General features: G+C 42.7%; 16 protein-coding genes and 3 pseudogenes. 13 read left to right on the top strand and 6 right to left on the bottom strand.

Features of this window, described 5'->3' with window-relative positions:
- Positions 1 to 128: 128 nt before the first annotated feature.
- A complete protein-coding gene (gene aceK, locus Q7674_RS19415; RefSeq protein WP_045063995.1) occupies positions 129 to 1,859 on the bottom strand; it encodes a bifunctional isocitrate dehydrogenase kinase/phosphatase in 1,731 nt (576 codons plus the stop codon).
- Positions 1,860 to 2,284: 425 nt separating this feature from the next.
- Here aceK and thrA point away from each other — a divergent pair.
- From thrA to thrC, 3 genes and pseudogenes are all read left to right on the top strand, one after another.
- Positions 2,285 to 4,745: pseudogene (gene thrA / locus Q7674_RS19410) on the top strand (bifunctional aspartate kinase/homoserine dehydrogenase I).
- Positions 4,746 to 4,747: 2 nt separating this feature from the next.
- Positions 4,748 to 5,704 (top strand): homoserine kinase, encoded by a 957-nt coding sequence (gene thrB / locus Q7674_RS19405; RefSeq protein ID WP_023931011.1) that lies wholly within the window; start codon positions 4,748 to 4,750, stop codon positions 5,702 to 5,704.
- Between the two features lie 2 nt (positions 5,705 to 5,706).
- Positions 5,707 to 6,990, top strand: a pseudogene (gene thrC / locus Q7674_RS19400) (threonine synthase).
- A 153-nt stretch (positions 6,991 to 7,143) separates the two neighbouring features.
- Here the strand turns inward: thrC and grcA are convergent.
- Positions 7,144 to 7,521: an autonomous glycyl radical cofactor GrcA gene (grcA, locus tag Q7674_RS19395; RefSeq protein ID WP_008988465.1), complete on the bottom strand. Its 378-nt coding sequence runs from the start codon at positions 7,519 to 7,521 to the stop codon at positions 7,144 to 7,146.
- Between the two features lie 322 nt (positions 7,522 to 7,843).
- On the opposite strand from grcA, the gene nfo reads away from it, so the two are divergent.
- Both nfo and ung read left to right on the top strand, forming a co-directional pair.
- Positions 7,844 to 8,692 (top strand): deoxyribonuclease IV, encoded by an 849-nt coding sequence (gene nfo / locus Q7674_RS19390; RefSeq protein WP_023931009.1) that lies wholly within the window; start codon positions 7,844 to 7,846, stop codon positions 8,690 to 8,692.
- A gap of 88 nt (positions 8,693 to 8,780) precedes the next feature.
- Positions 8,781 to 9,443: a uracil-DNA glycosylase gene (ung, locus tag Q7674_RS19385; RefSeq protein WP_023931008.1), complete on the top strand. Its 663-nt coding sequence runs from the start codon at positions 8,781 to 8,783 to the stop codon at positions 9,441 to 9,443.
- 72 nt (positions 9,444 to 9,515) lie between these two features.
- Here ung and Q7674_RS19380 read toward each other — a convergent pair whose 3' ends face one another.
- Positions 9,516 to 9,698, bottom strand: a complete 183-nt coding sequence (locus Q7674_RS19380) for a DUF3545 family protein (protein WP_008988462.1) — start codon at positions 9,696 to 9,698, stop codon at positions 9,516 to 9,518.
- 706 nt (positions 9,699 to 10,404) lie between these two features.
- On the opposite strand from Q7674_RS19380, the gene Q7674_RS19375 reads away from it, so the two are divergent.
- The gene (locus Q7674_RS19375) at positions 10,405 to 11,832 is read left to right on the top strand and encodes an alanine/glycine:cation symporter family protein (RefSeq protein WP_045063999.1); all 1,428 of its coding nucleotides are present in this window, start codon (positions 10,405 to 10,407) and stop codon (positions 11,830 to 11,832) included.
- A gap of 103 nt (positions 11,833 to 11,935) precedes the next feature.
- Entirely contained in the window at positions 11,936 to 12,709 is a 774-nt protein-coding gene (gene yaaA, locus Q7674_RS19370) for a peroxide stress protein YaaA (protein WP_023931007.1), read from the top strand.
- Between the two features lie 89 nt (positions 12,710 to 12,798).
- Here the strand turns inward: yaaA and srmB are convergent, their stop codons facing one another.
- Together srmB and Q7674_RS19360 are read right to left on the bottom strand one after the other, a co-directional pair.
- Positions 12,799 to 14,034 carry an ATP-dependent RNA helicase SrmB gene (gene srmB / locus Q7674_RS19365; RefSeq protein WP_023931006.1) on the bottom strand — a complete coding sequence of 412 codons (1,236 nt, stop codon included), beginning with the start codon at positions 14,032 to 14,034 and terminating at the stop codon, positions 12,799 to 12,801.
- 196 nt (positions 14,035 to 14,230) lie between these two features.
- Entirely contained in the window at positions 14,231 to 14,941 is a 711-nt protein-coding gene (locus tag Q7674_RS19360) for a tRNA1(Val) (adenine(37)-N6)-methyltransferase (protein WP_045064061.1), read from the bottom strand.
- Positions 14,942 to 15,333: 392 nt separating this feature from the next.
- On the opposite strand from Q7674_RS19360, the pseudogene brnQ reads away from it, so the two are divergent.
- Positions 15,334 to 16,651: pseudogene (brnQ, locus tag Q7674_RS19355) on the top strand (branched-chain amino acid transport system II carrier protein).
- 67 nt (positions 16,652 to 16,718) lie between these two features.
- Here brnQ and fldB read toward each other — a convergent pair.
- Positions 16,719 to 17,240, bottom strand: coding sequence for a flavodoxin FldB (gene fldB / locus Q7674_RS19350; protein WP_023931003.1), 522 nt, complete (start codon positions 17,238 to 17,240; stop codon positions 16,719 to 16,721).
- Positions 17,241 to 17,453: 213 nt separating this feature from the next.
- Here fldB and xerD point away from each other — a divergent pair, with 213 nt between their 5' ends.
- The 5 genes from xerD to lysS all read left to right on the top strand — a co-directional run bounded on the left by xerD (position 17,454) and on the right by lysS (position 23,895).
- A complete protein-coding gene (xerD, locus tag Q7674_RS19345) occupies positions 17,454 to 18,350 on the top strand; it encodes a site-specific tyrosine recombinase XerD (RefSeq protein WP_008988455.1) in 897 nt (298 codons plus the stop codon).
- A 160-nt stretch (positions 18,351 to 18,510) separates the two neighbouring features.
- Positions 18,511 to 19,239: a bifunctional protein-disulfide isomerase/oxidoreductase DsbC gene (gene dsbC / locus Q7674_RS19340; protein WP_045064004.1), complete on the top strand. Its 729-nt coding sequence runs from the start codon at positions 18,511 to 18,513 to the stop codon at positions 19,237 to 19,239.
- A 114-nt stretch (positions 19,240 to 19,353) separates the two neighbouring features.
- A complete protein-coding gene (gene recJ / locus Q7674_RS19335) occupies positions 19,354 to 21,078 on the top strand; it encodes a single-stranded-DNA-specific exonuclease RecJ (protein ID WP_305423146.1) in 1,725 nt (574 codons plus the stop codon).
- Positions 21,079 to 21,255: 177 nt separating this feature from the next.
- A protein-coding gene (gene prfB, locus Q7674_RS19330; protein WP_107176262.1) for a peptide chain release factor 2 occupies positions 21,256 to 22,354 on the top strand; the annotation gives its coding sequence in 2 pieces (ribosomal slippage) (positions 21,256 to 21,330 and positions 21,332 to 22,354; 1,098 coding nt in all).
- A gap of 32 nt (positions 22,355 to 22,386) precedes the next feature.
- Positions 22,387 to 23,895, top strand: coding sequence for a lysine--tRNA ligase (gene lysS, locus Q7674_RS19325; RefSeq protein ID WP_305423144.1), 1,509 nt, complete (start codon positions 22,387 to 22,389; stop codon positions 23,893 to 23,895).
- Positions 23,896 to 23,945: the final 50 nt, after the last annotated feature.

Here is a 23,945-nt window from a genome sequence, read left to right as displayed (position 1 = left end):
ACTGTAGGGGATCGATATCGAAAATGGCATTGCAGATGTGAGAAATATGCAATGAGTTTTCCAATGTATGATCCACTACACCTGTTGTTGTAAACCGTGCTTTATTTATTACATAGCGATTGCTTTATTTAGGCTGTTTTATCGTGTTGTATGAAGCGATACTGCTTAGGATATGGGATCACATCTGGGTAGTCTTCGTTATTGATGTTTTGTTGAAGTTGCTGCCAGTAGCTTGCCTCAAACAGATCGCTATGTAGCTCATCAAATAGAGCTCGAACTTTTGGATTAATTAATAAGAAAGTACGGAATTCTTCGGGAAAGACATCATTGATCCCAACGCTATACCAAGGTTCAGCAGCAAGCTCATCTTCTGGATAACGAGGGGGTGGGATCTTCCTAAAATTCATTTCTGTCATGTAGGTAATTTCATCATAATCGTAAAAAACCACACGTTTATGGCGCGTTACCCCGAAGTTTTTAAATAGCATGTCGCCAGGGAAAATATTGGCAGCAGCAAGTTGTTTTATTGCTTTACCATATTCATCAATGGCGTATCGCAGTTCATCATCACTCGCATTTTCGATATAGATATTAAATGGCACCATTCGACGTTCCATGTAAAGGTGCTCTATCATGACGGTATCATCTGTGATTGTGAGGATAGATGGAGCGATCGTTTGTAATTCCTCAATGAGTTCATCACTAAAACGCTCTCTCGGAAAACAAAAATTTCGGTATTCCTGAGTATCAGCCATTCGGCCCACTCGATCGTGCTCTTTAACTAGCTGATATTTCTCTTTAACGGTGCTGTGATTAATGTCTTTTTGTGGGGCAAATTTGTCTTTAATGATCTTAAACACAAAGTCATAGGAAGGCAGAGTAAAGACCGACATCACCATGCCTTTGATGCCGGGAGCGATAACAAACTTATCATCTGTAGTCGCTAAATGTGCTAAAAATTCACGATATAGCTCAGTTTTTCCGTGTTTTTGGCAACCAATAGCAGTATAGAGCTCAGCTAATGTTTTATTGGGAATAAGTTGAGATAAAAAGCGTACAAGAGCTGCTGGTGCTGGCGCATAAACCATAAAGTAAGATCGCGCAAAACCGAAAATAATACTGATATCGTTCACATCACAAATACAGGCATCGAGATAAATTTCATGATCACTGTCGTTTAAAATAGGGATCACAAAAGGTGACATTTCACCATTTGAAAATGTCAGTTTACCAATTAAATACGCAGCTTTGTTACGGTAGAAAGGCTCACGAATGAGCTCTAATGTCGTGTCTTGATCGAATTGTGTACCCAAATCTCGCTGTAAATGTTTGAGTAGATAATTGATATCTCGAGACTTATCTTGCCAAGGTAAGGTGAATGGGGTGTCATCGAGCATACGTTCAAACATCGCACTGAGAGTTGTTTTTACTTGGTAGTACCGTGTTAGTGATGTTGGGTAAGGGGGAACGCGATCTTCTTGGGATGTGTGAACAAAGAGTTTGTCACGATTGATGTTGCGATGTTTGAAAATACGACAGTAAACGGAGTTGAAAAAGCTTTCAGCAATATCGTAGCGGGGATAATCCAATAACAAATCTTGATAGGCGATTTTTACAGCCATCAAAAAATCATGATTGGCATAACGCTCACCGAGCATAATTTGGATTTGATTGGTTACTAGCTCTACATGGTGATCATAGAAGCTGATCCGCTTTTTGAGAGCATGATGAACTTGTCCCCATAACTGTTTTTCAAATCTCTCTTGTGCTTCCGCGGTGACATCAAGAAAGCGACCGTACATAGCATCAAACCCTTGTAAAATAGTATGCGCTATTAGAGATTCCATCGCTGTACTCATGGCGTAGCTCCCTTGATGTGTCGTGTGAAAGTTAAGTATGCAATCCTGCATATTCTAGTACCAATATATCAGCCCAAGTTGTGTAATGAAAATTGTTGATTAATGGTACAACTTTGCTGTCTATTGTGTTGTGTAATTGTGAAGATATTATTGACTCTAATCCATGATTGCTGTAAACGTAAACTATCAGCAAAAAGAGAATTCATAGCAAGATGAAAAAAGTATTCAGCTTTAACGGCACTACACGCACGATTATTACCATTAACATTTTAGGTGTTAGTGCGGGCTGATACGCGCAAAGATTAACAATAGGCCCGCAACTCATAAGAGCTGCGGGCTTTTTTTTAACGATTTTTAATTCACATATTTGAGTATGTCTAGCTGTTATAACTAGATAGTTCAGGATAGAAACTCGGGAGTAGGGAATGCGAGTATTTAAGTTTGGTGGTTCATCATTAGCCGATGCAGAGCGATTTTTAAGAGCTGCTGACATTATTGCGAATAATGCTCAGCAAGGTGACGTATCTGTGGTGCTATCTGCACCGGGTAAAGTGACAAACAAGCTGGTTTCTGTGATTGATAACGCTGTTAAAACTGGCGATGCATCACTTCAACTTGCCGATCTTGAGCAAGTTTTTGTTGAGTTATTTAGTGGTTTGAAAACCTTAGAGCCAGGTTTTGATAAAGCTGCGTTAGATGCCAAGCTAGCAAGCTCATTAGGCCAATTAAAAGAGTATGTTCATGGCATTAAGTTATTAGGTCTCTGCCCTGATAATGTATATGCGACGATTATTAGTAAAGGTGAGCGTATTTCAATTGCGGCAATGAAAGCGGTACTTGAAGCAAAAGGACAGCCAGCTAGCCTTATTGATCCGGTTCAATACTTATATGCGGAAGGCAGTTACCTTGAAGCGCATGTAGATATTGAGATCTCAACGCAAAACTTCCGTCGTCAGCCGCTACCTGAAGGTCATGTCTGCATCATGCCGGGCTTTACTGCTGGTAATAGTAAAGGTGAGTTAGTGACGCTTGGTCGTAATGGCTCTGATTACTCAGCCGCTGTACTGGCTGCTTGCCTGCGTGCTGATTGCTGCGAGATTTGGACTGATGTTGACGGTGTCTACAGCTGCGATCCTCGCTTAGTACCAGATGCGCGCTTACTTAAATCATTAAGCTACCAAGAAGCGATGGAGCTTTCTTACTTTGGTGCTTCAGTACTTCACCCGAAAACTATCGCGCCTATTGCTCAATTCCAAATTCCATGTTTGATCAAAAACAGCTTTAGTCCGCAAGCACCAGGTACATTAATTGGTCAAGATACTGGTGAAGATCAGTTAGCTATTAAAGGGATCACGACTTTAAAAGATCTCACCATGGTTAACGTATCAGGCCCGGGTATGAAAGGTATGGTCGGTATGGCTGCACGGGTATTTGGTGCGATGTCATCTGCTGGCGTATCGATTGTACTTATCACTCAATCTTCTTCTGAATACAGCATTAGTTTTTGTATTGAAACAGCGGATCGTGTTCAAGCTGAAAAGGCATTAACTGAAAGCTTTGAACTAGAGCTTAAAGAAGGTTTATTAGAGCCAGTTGAATTTTCGGACGATGTTTCTATTGTGACCCTAGTCGGTGACGGTATGCGTACTTCTCACGGTGTCGCTTCTCGCTTCTTCACCTCATTGGCTGAAGTGGATGTGAACATTGTTGCGATTGCACAGGGCTCTTCTGAGCGTGCTATTTCAGCCGTTATTCCACAAAATAAAGTATCTGAAGCGGTGAAAGCGTGTCACGAAAACCTATTTAATAGCCAGCATTTCCTTGATGTATTCGTGATTGGTGTTGGTGGTGTTGGTGGTGAGTTAGTTGATCAGATCCAACGTCAGCAAAGCAAACTCGCAGATGATGGTATTGTGATCCGTGTTTGCGGTATGGCTAATAGCAAAGGCTTACTACTCAATAGTGACGGTTTCAATTTAGATAACTGGCGCGATCAAATGGGTGCAGTGAGCGAGCCATTAAGCCTTGCTCGTATGATCCAGCTTGTTCAGCGTAATCACATTATTAACCCTGTGATCATCGACTGTACGTCAGACCAAACCATCGCTGAGCAATATGCTGATTTCTTATCTGCAGGTTTCCACGTTATTACACCGAATAAAAAGGCAAACACGGCGAGCATGGCGTATTACCAACAATTACGCCAAGCTGCGCGTGTAAGTCGCCGCAAGTTTATGTACGACACCACAGTTGGCGCAGGTCTACCTGTTATCGAAAACCTTCAAAATTTGATGGCTGCTGGTGATGAGCTACAGCGTTTCTCAGGCATTCTATCCGGCTCTATGTCTTACATTTTCGGTAAGTTAGATGAAGGCATGAGTTTTAGCGAAGCGACAACGGTTGCACGTAATAACGGTTTTACAGAGCCAGATCCTCGTGATGATTTATCGGGTATGGATGTGGCGCGTAAGCTGTTGATCCTTGCTCGTGAGTCTGGCTTGGAGCTAGAGCTTTCAGACGTTGATGTAGAGCAAGCACTACCACCGGGTTTTGATGCTTCAGGCTCTGTTGATGAGTTTATGGCACGTCTACCACAAGCGGATGAATACTTTACTAAGCTTGCCCAAGATGCAGCAAAAGAAGACAAAGTACTGCGTTATGTTGGTGAAATCGATAACGGTAAGTGCTCGGTGAAAATTGTCGCGGTTAACCCTGATGATCCAATGTTTAAGATCAAAGATGGTGAAAACGCCCTTGCTTTCTATAGCCGTTACTACCAGCCAATTCCATTAGTACTTCGTGGTTACGGTGCTCGGTACTGAAGTGACAGCAGCAGGTGTGTTTGCTGATCTGATGCGTACATTAGGCTGGAAACGAGGAGTATAAGGATGAGTGTTGTTGTTTATGCTCCGGCATCAATTGGTAACGTCAGTGTTGGTTTTGATGTACTCGGCGCTGCGGTATCGCCAATTGATGGCACCTTGCTAGGTGATCGGGTGAAAGTCGCTGATGGTGATACGCCATTTAGCTTGCAGTGTGTTGGTGCATTTGTTGATAAATTGCCGCAACAAGCTGAAGAAAATATTGTTTATCGCTGCTGGCAGGTATTTGCCCGTGAGCTAGATAAAAAAGCAATCAAGCTATTACCTGTATCTATGACGCTAGAGAAAAACATGCCTATTGGCTCGGGCTTAGGTTCGAGTGCATGTTCGATTGTCGCTGCTCTTGATGCGCTTAACCGATTCCACGATCAACCGCTGAATGAAACCGAATTATTAGCCCTAATGGGGGAGATGGAAGGCGAGATCTCTGGCAGTCTTCACTACGATAATGTTGCACCATGTTTTCTTGGTGGGCTGCAATTTATGGTTGAAGAGTTGGGTATTATCAGCCAAAAAGTGCCTTGTTTTGATGATTGGTATTGGGTCATGGCGTATCCGGGGATCAAAGTACCGACAGCTGAAGCCCGTGCTATTTTGCCTGCGCAATATCGTCGCCAAGATGTGATTGCTCATGGTCGTCACTTAGGGGGCTTTATTCATGCTTGCCACTCAAATCAACCCTTGCTAGCCGCTAAAATGATTAAAGATGTGGTGGCTGAACCTTATCGTGAAAAACTGCTGCCAGGTTTTGCTAAAGCACGTCAACATGCATTAGATGCAGGGGCGATTGCGAGTGGGATTTCGGGTTCAGGTCCTACTATGTTTAGCATTTGTACAGATTTAGAAGTGGCTAAACGACTTGCACGTTGGCTTGAAGAACATTATGTTCAGAATGATGAAGGATTTGTTCATGTCTGTCGTCTTGACAGCTTGGGCGCAAAAGTAACAGGAAGTGAGCTTTAACAATGAAGTTATATAACCTAAAAGAACACGCAGAGCAGGTTTCATTTGGTCAAGCGGTACGTCAAGGTTTAGGCCGTAACCAAGGTCTATTCTTTCCATCAGAGCTGCCACAATTAGGCAATATTGATGCGCTACTCGATATGGATTTTGTGGCTCGTAGCAGCAAGATCTTATCAGCATTTATTGGTGATGAGCTCGGTGCTGAAACTGTTAGTCAAATGGTCGACAGTGCATTCCAATTTCCTGCACCTATTAATAAAGTTAAAGGTGGTGTGTATGCGTTAGAGTTGTTTCACGGTCCAACCTTAGCGTTTAAAGATTTTGGTGGTCGTTTCATGGCGCAATCGCTGGCTGCTGTGACTGATAATGACGGAAAAATTACTATTCTAACTGCCACATCTGGTGATACAGGTGCTGCCGTTGCTCATGCGTTCTACGGCATGGATAACATCAAGGTGGTGATCCTGTACCCTAAAGGTAAGATCAGCCCATTACAGGAAAAGATGTTCTGTACACTAGGCAAGAACATTACCACTGTTGCGGTTAACGGCACCTTTGATGATTGCCAAGCCTTGGTGAAGCAAGCATTTGATGATGCAGAATTGCGTCAAGAAGTTGGTTTGAATTCAGCGAACTCTATTAATATTAGTCGCCTAATGGCGCAGATCTGTTATTACTTTGAAGCCGTAGCGCAACTGCCAAAAGCTGAGCGTAAAGATGTCGTTATTTCAGTACCAAGTGGTAACTTCGGTAACTTAACCGCAGGCTTATTGGCTAAATCTTTAGGCCTTCCAGTCAAACGCTTTATCGCGGCTACAAATATTAATGATACGGTGCCACGTTATTTGCAAACGGGTGACTGGTCACCGAAAGTAACAGTACCGACGATTTCAAATGCGATGGATGTGAGCCAACCAAACAACTGACTACGTATCGAAGAGTTATGTCAGCTTAAAGGCTGGGGCTTGAGCGAGTTAGGCTATGGTGCTGTAACCGATGAGCAAACGGCAGAGACTTTAAAGCAGATGGATGCAGAAGGGTATTTGTGTGAACCTCATGGTGCGATTGCTTATCGTATTCTTAACGAGCAGTTGAATGAAGGTGAAACAGGCTTATTCTTATGTACCGCGCACCCTGCGAAGTTTAAAGAAGTGGTTGATGAGATCTTAGAGACAGACATTCCATTACCAGGGCCTTTGGCGAAGCACAATGCGATGGAGTTGTTATCACTAGAGCGTGATAATGATTTTGAAGCCGTGAAAGCAGTATTACGTTCAGTTCAATAGGGATTTATTGAGCGAGAATTGAAAATCAAAAGGGAGCTGCGGCTCCTTATTTAGTATTCTATTTATGCCAAAGTATAAAGACAGATAACAAAAAACGGCACAGAGTGCCGTTTTTTTATTGCTACGTACCTTAAATTAAGGCCACTAACAGAATTATAGGCTGTTAGTGAAAGTACGTGCGATAACGTCTTGTTGTTGCTCACGAGTTAGTGAGTTGAAACGTACTGCGTAACCAGAAACACGGATTGTTAGCTGTGGGTATTTTTCTGGGTGCTTAGCTGCGTCTTCTAGCGTTTCGCGCTTAAGAACGTTTACGTTTAGGTGCTGACCGCCTTCGATCTTAGCTGGTGCTTCGATAGCTAGCTCACGGTACTCGATATCGCCTAGGTCTGATTGAGCTACAACTTGGTCAGCTTCAAAACCAGATGCTGCACAAACACAACGAGCTTCGTTTGATTCGCTGTCTAGGATCCAGATAGAGTTTAGTAGTTCGTCGTTTGCTGCTTTAGTAATTTGAATACCAGTAATCATAACTTTTCTCCAAGAGTTTTGGCGTAAATTTATCCATTTTTGTTGAGCTATTTATTATATAGTTCAACTCGGTCCCTTGTGTATTGATTGAGATCAAATCACAACAAAAAACCTTAAAATTAATAGGGCTGTTTTATTGAGCTAAGTCAATCTAACGCCATTTTTATGGTTAATCAACAAAAAATATGAAATAACAAAAAATATTTTAATATCAATATGTTGTAATTTTACTACATAATTAATGGTTAGTTATGTATCAGATGTTTCTTTTTTGTGTGTGTTTGGCTAGTAATGCCAAGTGCTATTTGTAAGGTATTTTATTATGAAGTTGATTGGTGCTCATGTTTCCGCAGCTGGTGGTGTATTTAATGCACCGACTAACGCTGAAAAGATTAATGCAAATGCGTTTGCACTATTTACTAAGAACCAACGTCAATGGGTTGCTAAGCCACTAGAAGCGGATGCTATTGCTGCTTTTAAAGCCCGTTGTGCGCAATTGGGTTATAACGCTGATGCAATTCTTCCCCATGATTCTTACTTAATTAACTTAGGTGCACCTGAGACGGAAAAGCTAGAAAAGTCACGTGCGGCTTTTATTGATGAAATGTCCCGTTGTAACCAGCTCGGATTACACCTTTTGAACTTCCATCCGGGCAGTCATTTGAAAAAAATTTCTGAAAAAGATTGTCTAAAACTTATCGCAGAGTCGATTAATTTGGCTCATCAAGAAGTCAGTGATGTAGTTGCGGTGATCGAAAACACAGCTGGACAAGGTTCAAATTTAGGTTGGCGCTTCGAACATTTAGCGGAAATTATCGATCAAGTGGAAGATAAAAGCCGTGTTGGGGTGTGCATTGATACCTGTCATACCTTTGCTGCTGGTTATGATTTGAGCAGTGAAACCGCAACTGATCGTACATTCGCTGAATTTGATAATGTGGTTGGCATGCATTATTTACGTGGCATGCACTTAAATGATTCAAAAGGTGGCTTGGGTAGTCACTTAGACCGTCACCATAGTTTAGGTGAAGGGGAGATTGGCTGGGATTGTTTCCGCTATTTAATGCGAGATGATCGTTTTAATAATATCCCGCTTATTCTAGAGACGATTAATCCTGATATCTGGCATCAAGAAATTGCCACTCTGCGTGCGTTTGCGGCAGAAAAGTAACTATATAGAGGAAGCGGTGATCTTCTTCTGATGCTTTACCGTTTTTTGATACCCTTACGCCGTACAGATTATAAATGAGGAGCGATTTATGACCGCCAGTTGGTCTACTTTTATAGCGCAGCAACAAGCGCAAGCGTATTTCATCGATATTGAGCAGGCAGTCGATGCTGCTCGTCATGCTGGTAAAGTGGTTTATCCTCCTCAAGAAGATGTCTTTAATGCGTTTACCAGTACGCCACTTGAGAAAACCAAAGTCGTGATATTAGGTCAAGATCCGTATCACGGACCTAAGCAAGCCCATGGTCTTAGCTTCTCGGTATTGCCAGGTGTGAAAACACCGCCGTCACTGGCAAATATGTATAAAGAGTTAGCCACTGATATCGACGGTTTTACTATTCCAGAACATGGTTATTTACAGCCATGGGCTGAGCAAGGTGTGTTGTTATTAAATACGGTATTAACTGTCGAGCAAGGTAATGCTCACTCACACGCTAAGATTGGTTGGGAAACTTTTACTGATCGCGCGATTGAATATATCAATGATAATACTGAAGGCGTGATTTTCTTGTTGTGGGGCGCACATGCGCAAAAGAAAGGTAAGAAGATAGATACAACGCGTCACCACGTATTGCATTCAGCGCACCCGTCACCGTTATCGGCTTATCGTGGTTTCTTTGGTTGCCAACATTTCTCTAAAACAAATCAGTTATTAGCTGAGATGGGGAAAGCACCGATCAATTGGCAAATATAAGCTTAGAGATAGCGCAGATAACAAAACGCCAGCGTGATGCTGGCGTTTTATTTTTTGTTTAGGTTAATTAGGTTAAAAGTCGAATTCATCCGCATCATAACTGCCGCACATATCCATGTCCTGAAGCTCGCGGCGAAGTCGTTGACGATCTTTTAAGGCTTCAATTTCGCGCCATTTACGTTTTTCTGGTTTAGCACGTGTACGACGAGAAACCGTATCTGTTGCGAACATATCATCAAATGCAAAGCTATCCATAAAGCACCTCTTCCTATGATCTAGCTAACTATAAGCTACAAGGTCATTAAGTATCACAATATGGGGTAGAGTAAAATTGAAGTGTTTCTCATTTGTTGCTCAAAGATGAAATTTTTATGTGAAAAAGGTCAAATATATCCTCTTTATGACCGAAATTTAGAGTAAATGACTCGCAGTGGTGCAGAATTTATGTTTGGATTCGCTTAACTATTTTTCACTATTTACTGTAAATATATACCCTTAGTACATGCGATATGGTAATAAGTGCTGCGCTTTTCTATATCGACTGCATGTATGTATATAAGAGCGGTTAGTGATAATAGCGAAAGAAAATAACGATGAATTGTTGCTAAAAAGTTAGCATTTATACCCAAGTGACTTCAATATGCCTGATTCAGAGCGAAGTCACTGAGTTGAATTCAAGGAAGACAACGAAGCGGAATAGCGAGCTCTTTCCAAGTTGTCTGACGCAAGAAGTCGGCTCAGTGACACGCTCCCAAAGGGCGAGCGTCCTTAGCTCTCAGACTTTGTTAACGATTCTCAATGTAGAACCACTATATCTTCGAATCGTTGCCGCGCCTGAGAACTAAGGTCGTCTCGCTGAACACTGCATCTTGAAGTTACTTGGGTATAGTTTGTTGATAATCGCTGTAGAGCAGCATTATCTTTTTATTCAATACGTACTACGTTTTTAGAAGGTACTCACTTGTCCAGTCAAATAAACTTTTTAAATGACTTACTCTGGGGCTCAGTACTCATTTACTTGCTGATCGGCGTTGGTATCTACTTTACTTACCGTTTGAGCTTTATCCAGTTTCGTCATTTTGGACATATGTTTAAGGTGATGAAAAATAGCCGTAAATCAGACAGTGCTGGGATCTCATCATTTCAAGCTCTGTGTACCAGCCTTGCAGCAAGGGTGGGGACTGGCAATATGGCAGGGGTTGCTGTTGCACTGACTTTAGGTGGTCCTGGCGCTATTTTTTGGATGTGGCTGATTGCTATGTTGGGGATGGCAACGGCTTTTGCGGAAAGCGCACTCGCACAGCTTTATAAAACCCGAGATGATGACGGTAACTACCGTGGTGGTCCTGCTTACTATATGGAGAAGGGCTTAGGCATGCGCTGGATGGGCGTGATGTTCTCAGTCTTTTTGATCATTGCTTTTGGATTAGTGTTTAACTCGGTACAAGCAAACTCGATTAGCCAAGCGGCAAATGTGGCATTTGGTTGGTCGCCTGTTTATGTCGGTATTGTGCTGGTTATTATGACTGGTGTGATCATTTTCGGTGGACTGCGAGCAATCGCCCGTACCGCAGAAATTTTAGTGCCAGCCATGGCATTGTGTTACTTGCTGTTGGCACTGTTTATCATGGCAGTAAATATTGAGAAGCTGCCTGATATTATTATGATGATTTTCCGCAGCGCATTTGGTTTAGAAGAAGCAGCGTCGGGCGCATTTGGTTATACCATTGCCCAAGGCATGATCAATGGTTTGAAGCGCGGTTTGTTTTCTAATGAAGCGGGGATGGGTTCAGCACCAAATGCCGCCGCATCAGCAACGCCATATCCGCCACATCCCGCTTCGCAAGGTTATGTGCAGATGCTAGGTGTGTTTATGGATACCATTGTGATCTGCTCTGCAACAGTTGCAATTATTTTGATGTCAGGGGAATACGTACCGCATAGTGAAGTAACAGGCATTGAGCTGACTCAGCGTGCTTTAAGCTCACAAGTGGGCGATTGGGGGGCGGTATTTATTGCCGTGGCAATCTTCTTCTTTGCTTTTACTTCCTTAGTGGCGAATTATTCATACGCAGAAACCAATTTGATCTTCCTTGAGCATAATCATAAAGCGGGACTGAACATTTTCCGTGTTGTAGTACTATTTATGGTGATGTTTGGTGCGCTAGCGGACCTGCCAACAGTGTGGGCGATGGCGGATGTATCGATGGGAATGATGGCATTGATCAACCTTGTGGCGATTGTATTGCTGTCTGGCACAGTGGTGAAACTGGCGGCAGATTACAATAAACAGTTATCACAGGGGAAAGTGCCAACTTTTGATAGTAATGATTATCCAGAGCTTCATGCCCAGTTAGAAGAAGGCATTTGGGATAAGAGCAAATCATAGCGTGCTCCTATTGCTGAAATAACCAAAGCCACTTAGTTTCTAAGTGGCTTTTTTGTTGTTTAGTGATAGTCTTTTCAAGTCAGACTTTAAAGGAAAAAGCCTTATGTTAATTGTGGTTTCACCCGCTAAAACCCTTGATTATGAATCGCCATTGGCAACATCTACCTACACTTTGCCTGAGCTAACGGAGCACTCTGCAGAGCTTATTGATGTATGCCGTGAGTTAACGCCAATGGATATTGCGAGCTTAATGAAAGTGAGCGATAAAATTGCAGGCTTAAATGCGGCACGTTTTGCTGAGTGGCAGCCACAATTTACTCAAGATAATGCACGTCAGGCTATTTTAGCGTTCAAAGGCGATGTCTATACTGGCCTTGATGCAGAGAGCATGACGGAAGCGCAGTTTGCTCATGCACAGCAGCACTTGCGTATGCTTTCTGGCTTGTACGGTTTATTGCGTCCATTGGATTTAATGCAACCTTACCGTTTAGAAATGGGCACTAAGTTGGCGAACCCTCGTGGCACTAACTTGTATCAGTTCTGGGGTGATATTATTACTGACAAACTGAATCAAGCATTAGCAGAGCAAGGCGACGATATTCTTATTAACCTTGCTTCAAATGAATACTTCAAATCAGTAAAGCCGAAGAAGCTCAATGCGCAGCTAATTACTCCAGTATTTAAAGACTGTAAAAATGGTCAATACAAGGTGATCAGTTTCTACGCGAAGAAAGCACGTGGCATGATGGCACGTTACATTTTAGATAATCAGATCTCATCGATTGAAGCACTAAAGCAATTTGATACCGCAGGTTATTATTTTGTTGAAGCTGAATCGACAGAGAAAGAGCTTGTGTTTAAGCGTGAAGAGCAATAACTACTTATTGCCAAACTAAAATAAAACAGATAAAAGAAAAGGGCTGAATGATCAGCCCTTTTTTGTGTGATTTTAAAGCGTTATTGCGATTATGCTTTTTTCGCTTTCTTTAGCTTTTTCTTCTGCTTCGCTACTTTGGCCTTTTTATCGACTTTTTTCTTTTTCTTCACCGTCGATGGTTTCTTCGTCGTAGGTCGTAAACCTTCAATAAAGCGCTCTGGCACTTCTTCTTTCATGTAACGGCTAACACGTTCAATCATCGCCTGATCGTGTGCTTCGATTAATGAAATCGCTGTTCCTTTTTTACCTGCACGTGCCGTACGACCAATGCGGTGTAGGTAAACATCTGCAGTACGTGGCATGTCGAAGTTAATAACATGACTAACATCTGGTAAGTCGATACCACGAGCTGCAACGTCGGTTGCAATTAATACGTTGATAACACCATCACGAAAACGAGTGATCATGTTATTACGTGCAGACTGCGCCATTTCACCTTGGATCCAGTTACAAGGGATACCCATTGTTTCTAGTTGACCACGAAGAATAGCTAGGCGCTCACGAGTTTTAACGAAGATAATGGTGCGCTCAGCTTGCTCTTTAAGAATTTTTTCTAATAGTGCTAGCTTGTGCTCCATGTTGTCACAACGGTGGTAAAGCTGGTGGATTTTCTTACGTTCACGACGTGAAGGCTCAGCTTCTACTTCTACAGGCTCGTTTAGGATCTTTTCAGAGAACTCACGAACACCTTTACCTTCAAGGGTTGCTGAGAACAGTAAGCTTTGGCTACGCCAGCGACACTCATGGTTTAGACGCTCAACCACTTTACCAAAGCCCATGTCTAGCATGCGGTCGGCTTCATCAAGGATCAGACATTCAATAGCACGACAGTCGAATTTCTCAGCTTCGATGTATTCCATTAAACGGCCAGGTGTCGCAACCACGATATCTTGGGTCTTACCCAATAGTTCAGCGTGCTCGTCGTATGAAATACCGCCCGTGATAGTGAATACTTTTAGCATGGTGTGTTTTGCTAAAGCACGTGCTTGATCGGCAACTTGGATCGCAAGCTCACGGGTTGGTGTTAATACTAATACACGTGCAGGCCCCGGCTTTTTACGCGGGAAGTCCAGCAAGTGTTGGATCATCGGTAGAAGAAAGGCTGCTGTTTTTCCGGTCCCTGTTGGCGCAGAAGCCATTACATCTTTACCGTCTAGGGCATGAGGGATAGCTTGCGCCTGCACCACGGTTGGGCGGCTGTAGCCGATTTCTTCAATCGCTTGTAACAGTTCGCTATCTAACTCTAATTCGGAAAAGTCTTTCACCAGTTATCTCTCCCAAGACAAATGCTATGTATGTGGTTATCGCTATGCCAATGCAAAGGATAACAACAAGGGTATTAAATATTTAAGGGGCGGCATTATAGCCACTCTTGCCGTAAGTGACACCGATTAAAACATAAAAACTTCAAAACTTGATGATTATTCCTGCGTTCTTAATCTGTAAAAATACCTTAGTAGCTTACATTTTAAGGTAGAAATCTTTGGTTAACGCTTTGAATTCTTTTGAGTAATCGCCATCTTTATGGATGCAAATATGCTGCGAAAGGCATGTTTGCTGCTTTTTACTTAATTGTAGAAGTAATCGAATCGGTGTTTTTTTCTCAGTCGTTTGCACATCACACCTTGCAATACAATGAAGGTTAAACGCTTTCGCTGCTGCAATTAAGCATTCGCCTTCGTAAGTTGGCAGAATAATGTTCGCAATCCCTTGTTCGGTTAATAGGTATTCAAGGGTGTGTAATAGTTGCTGATGCGTGAAGGTATCAGTATGACGCGCGGTAGCACGATGTTGCGATTCTGCTTGTTGACCAAAGTTAAAATAGGGGGGGTTACAAATGATCCCATCAACACTCTTACTCGGTTGGCTTTGCAGCCATAAAGTGATGTCTTGTTCAATACAGTGTAAGCGTTCATGCCAAGGTGAGGCTGCAAAGTTCTGTCGAGCAGCATTGGCAGCTTGTGGATCAATTTCAATCGCTTCAATAGATAGTATTGGTGCTCTTTGTGCTGCAATTAATGCTAGCAAGCCGCTCCCTGTTCCGATATCAAGCAATCTTCCTTGTTGTGGTAGCGCAGCCCATGCGCCGAGTAATACGCCGTCGGTGCTAACAGGCATACCGCAGCCGTAATCATTAACGTGAAATTGTTTAAAGCTAAAGCCGCGAGACATTCCCGATCCTTTTTCTTTACCAAACAAAGCATTATAAGCAGATTGAATGATTGAGTGATTTTTATATAACCATAACTGCAAGTGATGTTTCATTATGGTGCTTTTATTGTTGCTAAAATGTTGTTCTATTTGTTTGGTTTTTGGTTTATATTTTAATCTTTGGTAATGGGTTGATTTTATATTCTAATTATTTGTATTTAATTGGTTTTATATTCTACATTTTACGCTCTGTTTATGGATTATATGGTGTTTATTTCTACGCTATTGCCAAGGGTGTAGTTTTTATCCATTATGCTTTCGTTGGTTATATCTTTTGCAGTGTGTAACCAATACAGAGAATTATAAAAAAAGCAGACACAATACATAACCCATAAACGAGTGGAAGGTGCAGTTTGAAAAAGACACTCAAAGTAACAGACATTATAGCGTTAGGCTTTATGACTTTCGCGTTCTTTCTAGGCGCAGGTAATATTATCTTTCCACCACTAGCAGGGCAGCTAGTAGGTGAAAATATGCTTTCTGCCATGTCAGGATTTTTGGTAACAGCGGTTGGTTTACCTCTAGTTGGTATTATTGCTGTAGCCATGGCTGGTGGTGGTTGGCAGGGCTTAACCCGCGATTTACCGTCAAAAGTTGCCACATTAATGGCAGTGTTGATCTTTATTATTATCGGTCCTGCATTCGCTGCACCCCGTACAGGGTTAGTGGCTTATGAAATGGCAGTGAAACCGTTTTTATCAGCAGGTGCTGGTCAAGCAAGCTTAACGACTTTTTCAGTGATCTTTTTCGCGATTGCTCTCTTTTTTGCTTGGTCTCGCGGTAAGCTTATCGACATGATTGGTAAGTTTTTAACTCCTGCTTTATTTATTGTTCTTGCCGTATTAGCAATTGCAGTATTTGTGAACCCACAAGCAAGCATTGTGGCGGCACAAGGTGAGTACGCAACACAAGCGTTTACCAAAGGTTTCCTTGAAGGTTATAACACCATGGATACTTTTGCGGCATTGATGTTTGGTATGTTGATTGTTGATGTGATCCGCAGTAAAGGGATCAGCGATGAGAAAACAACGTGTACCTACCTTATTTATGCTTGACTTAATTGCCGCAGCAGGTTTAGCGTTTGTTTATATTTCACTATTCTACTTGGGTGCAACTAGTTCAACGGTTGCACCTAATGCTGGCAATGGTGGTGTGATTCTAACGGCTTATGTAATGGCACTGTTTGGTGCACCTGGTCAGGTGATCTTATCTGCGATTGTTTTACTGGCATGTTTAACCACGGCAATTGGTTTGATCAGTGCGTGTGCCGATTACTTTAGCTCATTAACTCCGATGTCTTACAAAAAGTGGGCTGTAGTATTAGCGGTGATTTGTGCTGTAGTGGCGAACGTTGGTCTAAATCAGCTGATTGCTCTATCGGTGCCAGTATTATTTGCACTATATCCTGTGGCGATTGCGTTGGTTGCACTCACATTGGTTCGCAAATGGTTACCAAATCCACGTTTGGCTTACCGTGTGGTGTTATTGGTTTCTTTCATCTTCAGTATGATTGATGTAGCTAAGTACTTAAAATTCGATGTTTCGATGTTTAGCAGTCTACCGTTATTTAACTACGGCATGGCTTGGGTACTACCAACATTAGTGGCATTGGTGATCACACGCTTTATTGGTGGTAAAGCGATGGGCTCACACCAAGATAAACTTGCGTAATATGTGATAGATAGAGAAAAGGGATGCTATGAGCATCCCTTTTTTATTGGGTGGGTTTTTACTGCGGTTATAGCGTTTCTGCATACTCAAGCATGATCTGCTCGCACCACTGAGTGATACGTTGATCGGAGTGTTCGTATTGTGAATCTTCATCAAGCGCAAGACCAACAAAGAATTGCTTGTCTTCGGTGAGTGCCTTTGATGCTTCAAATTGGTAACTGTCATCGTTAGGCCAGTAACCGATAAATTGCACGCCAGCTTCGAGTAATTTGTCATGCAGCATACCCATCGCATCAAGGAACCATTCGGTATAGCCTTCTTGATCGCCAAGACCAAATAATGCAACGGTTTTATTGGTGAGAGTTAAGCCATCAAGTTGTTGCCAAACTGCTTCCCAATCTTCTTGTAGTTCACCAAAATCCCATGTCGAAATACCTAAAATCAACATATCAAATTGGTTCATTTCACTGATCTCTGCTTCTTTAATGTTACGCAGCTCAATTAATTCAGCACCAATACAATCGCGGATTTTTTCTGCCGCCATTTCGGTATAACAGGTGGTTGAGCCATAAAACAAACCGATTTTCATGCTGAGTATCCTAGTTATTTTACTTATTTGCTCAGTGTACCCGTTATCCGCTGACAAGCTCAATAAAGTGAGTAAAACAAGCTGAAAAATTTAACTTGATGCTCCCCTGTCACAAGGCTCGTTACTTTTTGCTAAAAATACCCTATGATGAAGAAAGTACTGTGTATTTATCCATGTGTTTAGCTTGTGCTAGCACAGGTAGTGGAGTGAAAAATGGAAAACGATGACGTTATTATCGAACGTTTTCTAGATGCTATGTGGATGGAGCGAGGGTTGTCTGAAAACACCTTGGCTTCTTATCGTAATGATCTAATGAAATTATTAAATTGGCTGAAACAAGAATCACGCAATGTGATTAATGTATCGGTTGATGATCTTCAACGTTATCAGCAGTGGCTATTTGATAAAGATTATAAACAGACCTCCCGTGCGCGTATGGTGTCTGCGATCCGTCGTCTTTTCCAATATTTACATCGAGAAAAGATGCGTGATGATGATCCGAGCGCAATGTTGGTAACCCCAAAATTACCTAAGCGTTTACCGAAAGATTTAAGCGAAGCGCAAGTGGATGCCTTGCTTGATGCGCCAGACGTTAACGATCCGATTGAACTGCGTGATAAAGCCATGCTTGAGCTACTTTATGCGACAGGTTTACGTGTAACTGAATTAGTAACGCTGACAATGGAAAACATCAGCTTACGTCAAGGAGTGGTGCGTATTACCGGTAAAGGTGACAAAGAGCGTTTAGTGCCGATGGGGGAAAATGCCATTGATTGGATTGAACAGTTCATTGAAACCGGGCGACCACAGTTGTTAGGTGAAAAAAGCTCTGATGTGTTATTCCCTAGTCGTCGCGCAAGGCAAATGACTCGCCAAACTTTTTGGCATCGCATTAAACATTATGCGGTATTAGCGGGTATTGATGCAGAAACCTTATCACCCCATGTGATGCGCCACGCGTTTGCGACACACTTACTGAATTACGGTGCTGATCTACGTGTGGTACAGATGTTGCTTGGACATAGTGACTTGTCGACAACACAAATTTATACTCATGTTGCGACAGAAAGACTAAAACAATTACACCAAACTCACCATCCTCGCGCATAATTATGAGAGAGTGTTGGGCAAATTAACGTATCGAGTTTGCGTTATGTTTAAGTTTACTTATGCTTGCCTAACAAGCACGTAGTGAAATGTGAAACTATTTTACGGTGAATCGGGTCTTATTAAGCATAGAGATCTTCATCATTAATTAAGGATAAATTAAATGCACTTTATCAGTCGAACTATTGTTGCAACCGCTGTTGCGTTAACGGCTTTTTCTGCGGTAGCGAAGCCAAATGAAGCGGCGATCAGTCAGCAATTGGAAAAAGTTGGTTTAACGCCATCATCGATTGCGTCATCACCAATCCCAGGATTGAATGAAGTTGTGACTGAGCGTGGTGTTATTTATACAACTGATGATGGTAAATATTTCGTCGTTGGTCATTTATATGAAAATAGCGGTGCGCAGCCTGTTAATTTAACAGAGCAAAAAATGGCTAAAATGAACAAGGACAAAATTGCAGCGATGGAAAAAGACATGATTGTCTATCCTGCAAAGAACGAAAAATACGTTGTTACCGTGTTCACCGATACCAGCTGTGGTTACTGTCGTAAACTGCATAACGAGATCAAAGGCTACAACGATGAAGGTATCACTGTGCGCTACCTAGCATTCCCTCGTGGTGGTGAGCGTTCTGGTAACTTTAACCAAATGAGTGCAATTTGGGGTGCCAAAGATCGTGCTAAAGCGATGGATGATGCCAAGAGCGGTAACTTTGATGAAAGTAAGATCACGCCACGTCCAGATCTAGTTCGTGCACAATACGAGCTAGGTGTTGCAATGGGGGTGAACGGTACGCCAGCAATCGTATTGGCTGATGGCACTATGATCCCAGGCTACCAGCCGCCAGCAGCACTACGTCAGCTACTTGATAGCCAACCAAAAAGCTAATTTAGCTTTGTGAATGATTAAATGATGAAAAGCCTGAGCATGATGTTCAGGCTTTTTTGTTATCTGTGATTTGGTTACTATGCAAAGATAATAATACTGATAAGAAGCCTGATTATGATTGAAATTAAACGTCGACCTCTAGCGAATACGGATAGTTTTTCCGATGCAATCCCACCTATTTTACAGCGGATTTATGCCAGCCGTGGGATCAATAATGATGCTGAATTAGAGCGAGGAGCAAAAGGGTTACTTAATTATAATCAGCTCTACGGTATGGAAGCTGCTGTGCAATTGCTCAGTGATGCGCTTGCCAATAATACCCGCATTATCATTGTCGGTGACTTTGATGCCGATGGCGCAACTAGCTCTGCGTTATCAGTTTTAGCGCTGCGTATGTTGGGCTGTCAAAACGTTGATTACCTAGTGCCTAACCGTTTTGATGATGGTTATGGCTTAAGCCCAGAAGTGGTTGAGCAAGCACAAGCTCGTGGCGCAGAGCTTATCATGACGGTTGATAACGGCGTTTCTTCAATCTCTGGTGTTGCTGCGGCAAAAGAAAAAGGCATCAAAGTGCTCGTTACCGATCACCACTTGCCGGGCGATACGCTGCCAATCGCTGATGCCATTGTTAACCCAAACCTTAATGAATGTGGTTTCCCTTCAAAAGCTTTATGTGGGGTTGGTGTCGCTTTTTATTTAATGCTGGCACTGCGTGCAGAGCTGCGTAATAACGGCTGGTTTGAGCAACAAGGCATTGCGATGCCAAACCTTGCTGAATTACTGGACTTAGTGGCGCTGGGTACAGTTGCCGATGTGGTTGCCCTTGATGGTAATAATCGTATTTTGGTTCACCAAGGCTTACAGCGTATTCGTGCTGGTAAATGTCGCCCGGGTATTCAAGCGTTAATTGAAGTGGCTAACCGCGATCCCTCTCGTTTAGTCACCAGTGATTTGGGTTTTGCATTAGGGCCGCGTATTAATGCTGCCGGGCGTTTAGATGACATGTCATTCGGAGTTGAGTTGTTGCTGTGCGATAATATTCAAGCTGCACGCCGTATGGCATCTGAGCTAGATGGGTTAAATCAAACCCGCAAGGAAATTGAGCAAGGCATGAAAGATGAAGCCTTGGCGATTTGTGAGCGTTTAAAGTTCAATCAGCAAAATATGCCTTATGGTTTAGTGTTGTTCCAACGTGATTGGCACCAAGGTGTGATTGGTATTTTGGCTTCGCGCATTAAAGATAAATATCACCGCCCTGTGATTGCGTTTGCCGATGCTGGTAACGGCGAAATCAAAGGTTCTTGTCGCTCTATTGCAGGCTTGCACATGCGTGATGCATTAGATCTTGTTGATACTCAAAACCCAGGCATGATCTTAAAGTTTGGTGTACACGCAATGGCTGCTGGTTTAACTATTCCAGAAGATAAACTGGATGCATTTAGTAAGGCCTTTGATGCTGTGGTACGCAGTGTACTGGATGAAGATGCCTTAAAAGGTGTGTTGCTGACAGATGGCGAACTTGGTAGTCATGAATTAAACCTTGAAGTGGCTGAAATTCTTCGTGCTGGTGGCCCTTGGGGACAGCAATTTCCAGAGCCAAGTTTTGACGGTACTTTCCGCTTATTACATCAAAAGTTAGTGGGAGGAAAACATCTTAAGATGATGGTTGAACCCCTTAATGGTGGCAGTGTGATAGATGCGATTGCTTTTAACGTTGACGTGAAACGTTGGCCTGATGCATCAGTACAACAAATCGAACTTGTGTATCGTTTAGATGTGAATGAATACCGTGGTAATCGCAGTGTGCAATTGATGGTAGAGCACTTAAACGCGAAATAGCGTTATTGGCGATTTGCGCAATAATTTTATGGATGGCGAGGTTTTGGCGGTTGTTTACGTCCAGAATCTCGCCATTTTCTATTAAATTTTCTTATAACCTTTCTCTCCCTCTGTATATTCTATCTACAATTCGATAGAATCCTTCGGTTATGTCCATTTCGGCTATGAAGAGTGGCAATGTTCGAGATTAATCCAATTAAAAACCGCCTAGCGGACGTATCAGCTCGTACTGATGTCCTTAGGGGGTACCTTTGACTATGATGCTAAGAAAGAGCGTCTAGAAGAAGTCAATGCAGAATTAGAGCAACCTGATGTATGGAACGAGCCTGAGCGCGCACAAGCGTTAGGTAAAGAGCGTGCATCACTAGAAGCGGTTGTAGAGACTATCGACCAGTTAGATCAAGGTGTTGAAGACGTTGAAGGTCTACTTGAGCTTGCGGTAGAAGAAGAAGATCAGGAAACGTTTGACGAGATCGAACCTGAGTTAGCAGAGCTTGAAGAAAAGCTGGCAAAACTTGAGTTCCGTCGTATGTTCGCAGGCGATCACGATCCTTCTGACTGTTACGTTGACCTGCAAGCAGGCTCTGGCGGTACAGAAGCGCAAGACTGGACATCCATGATGCTACGCATGTACTTGCGTTGGGCTGATGCGAAAGGCTTCAAAACTGAAGTAATTGAAGTGTCAGAAGGTGATGTTGCTGGTCTTAAATCAGCAACGATCCGTGTAAGCGGTGAGTATGCTTATGGCTGGTTACGTACAGAAACGGGCGTTCACCGTTTAGTACGTAAGTCGCCATTCGATTCAGGCGGTCGTCGTCATACCTCTTTTGCTTCGGCGTTTGTTTACCCTGAAATTGATGACAATATCGCGATCGATATTAACCCATCTGATTTACGTATCGACGTATACCGTGCATCAGGTGCGGGTGGTCAGCACGTAAACACCACGGAATCTGCGGTACGTATTACCCACCTTCCAACAAATATTGTGGTGCAGTGTCAGAATGACCGTTCTCAGCATAAGAACAAAGATCAGGCAATGAAGCAGTTAAAAGCAAAATTGTTTGAATTTGAACTGCAAAAACAAAATGCCGAGAAACAAGCGAATGAAGACTCTAAGTCTGACATTGGCTGGGGCAGCCAGATCCGTTCTTACGTTCTGGATGATTCTCGCATTAAAGATTTACGTACTGGGGTGGAAAATCGTAACACCCAAGCAGTACTGGACGGTGATTTAGACCGTTTTATTGAAGCAAGCCTGAAATCAGGTCTTTAACCGAATTTCGGTAAAAATTTAAGGGTTACCCCATGACTGATCAATTACAAGATGAGAATAAGCTGATTGCTGAGCGTCGCGCTAAATTAGATATGATCCGCGAAAACTGCAAAGCAAATGACGACCCAAATGATTTTCGTCGCGATAGTTTAGCGGCAGATCTAGAAGCAAAATACGGCGAAATGACTAAAGAAGAGCTTGAAGAAGCGGGTCACGTATTTGCTATCGCTGGTCGTATTATGGCGAAGCGTGGTCCTTTCCTTGCTATTCAAGATGTATCTGGTCGTATCCAAGCTTACGCATCAAAAGATGTTCAAAAAGAGCTGAAAGAAAAATATTCAGGTCTAGATATCGGTGACATCATCGGTATTAAAGGTGCGCTTCATAAGTCAGGTAAAGGTGATCTTTACGTGAACATGGATGAGTACGAGCTGCTAACCAAAGCACTACGTCCTCTACCTGAAAAGTTCCACGGTCTAACTGACCAAGAAATGCGTTACCGTCAGCGTTACGTTGACCTAATTGTAAATGACGATTCACGTCACGCATTCGTTGTTCGTTCAAAAGTGGTATCGGCTATCCGTAACTTCATGGTAAGCAAAGGCTTCATGGAAGTGGAAACGCCAATGATGCACGTGATCCCTGGTGGTGCAACAGCACGTCCATTTATCACTCACCACAACGCACTAGATATCGACATGTACCTACGTGTTGCGCCTGAACTATACCTTAAGCGTCTAGTGGTAGGTGGTTTTGAGCGTGTATTCGAAATCAACCGTAACTTCCGTAACGAAGGTCTATCGCCACGTCACAACCCAGAATTCACTATGATGGAATTCTACATGGCGTACGCAGATTACAACGATCTAATGGATCTAACAGAAGAAATGCTAAGCAGCATCGCAATGGATGTTCTAGGTTCTTCTAAGATGCCATACGGTGAATACGAAGTTGAATTTGCAGGCCCTTACGCTCGTATGAGCATGCTAGACGCAATCAAGAAGTACAACCCAGACCACGCAGAAATCCAAGCGCTAACTTACGAAGGCGTTGCTGATCGTGAGCTTATGGTTAAGATTGCGAAATCTGTACACGTTGATGTTGAAGACTTCTGGACTTGTGGTCAGCTACTTGAAGAGATCTTCGGTGAAACTGCAGAACCTCAACTAATGCAACCAACGTTCATCACTGAGTACCCAGCAGATATTTCTCCGCTTGCTCGTCGTAACGATGAAAACCCATTCATCACTGACCGTTTTGAATTCTTCATCGGTGGTCGTGAAGTTGCGAATGGTTTCTCTGAGCTTAACGATGCACAAGATCAAGACCAACGCTTCAAAGCGCAGGTTGACGCGAAAGATGCAGGTGATGACGAAGCAATGTACTACGATGCAGACTACATCACTGCACTAGAGCACGGCTTACCGCCAACAGCGGGTCAAGGTATTGGTATCGACCGTCTAGTTATGCTGTTAACTAACACACATACTATTCGTGACGTTATCCTATTCCCAGCAATGCGTCCTCAATCTAACAACTAATACTTGTTTGATGTGATGATATAAAAGCCACCGTTTATCGGTGGCTTTTT

This window comes from Photobacterium leiognathi (assembly GCF_030685535.1).
GTDB classification, from domain to species: domain Bacteria; phylum Pseudomonadota; class Gammaproteobacteria; order Enterobacterales; family Vibrionaceae; genus Photobacterium; species Photobacterium leiognathi.
The sequence above is the reverse complement of the archived record's forward strand: the minus strand, read 5'-3'. Positions and strand labels throughout refer to the sequence as shown.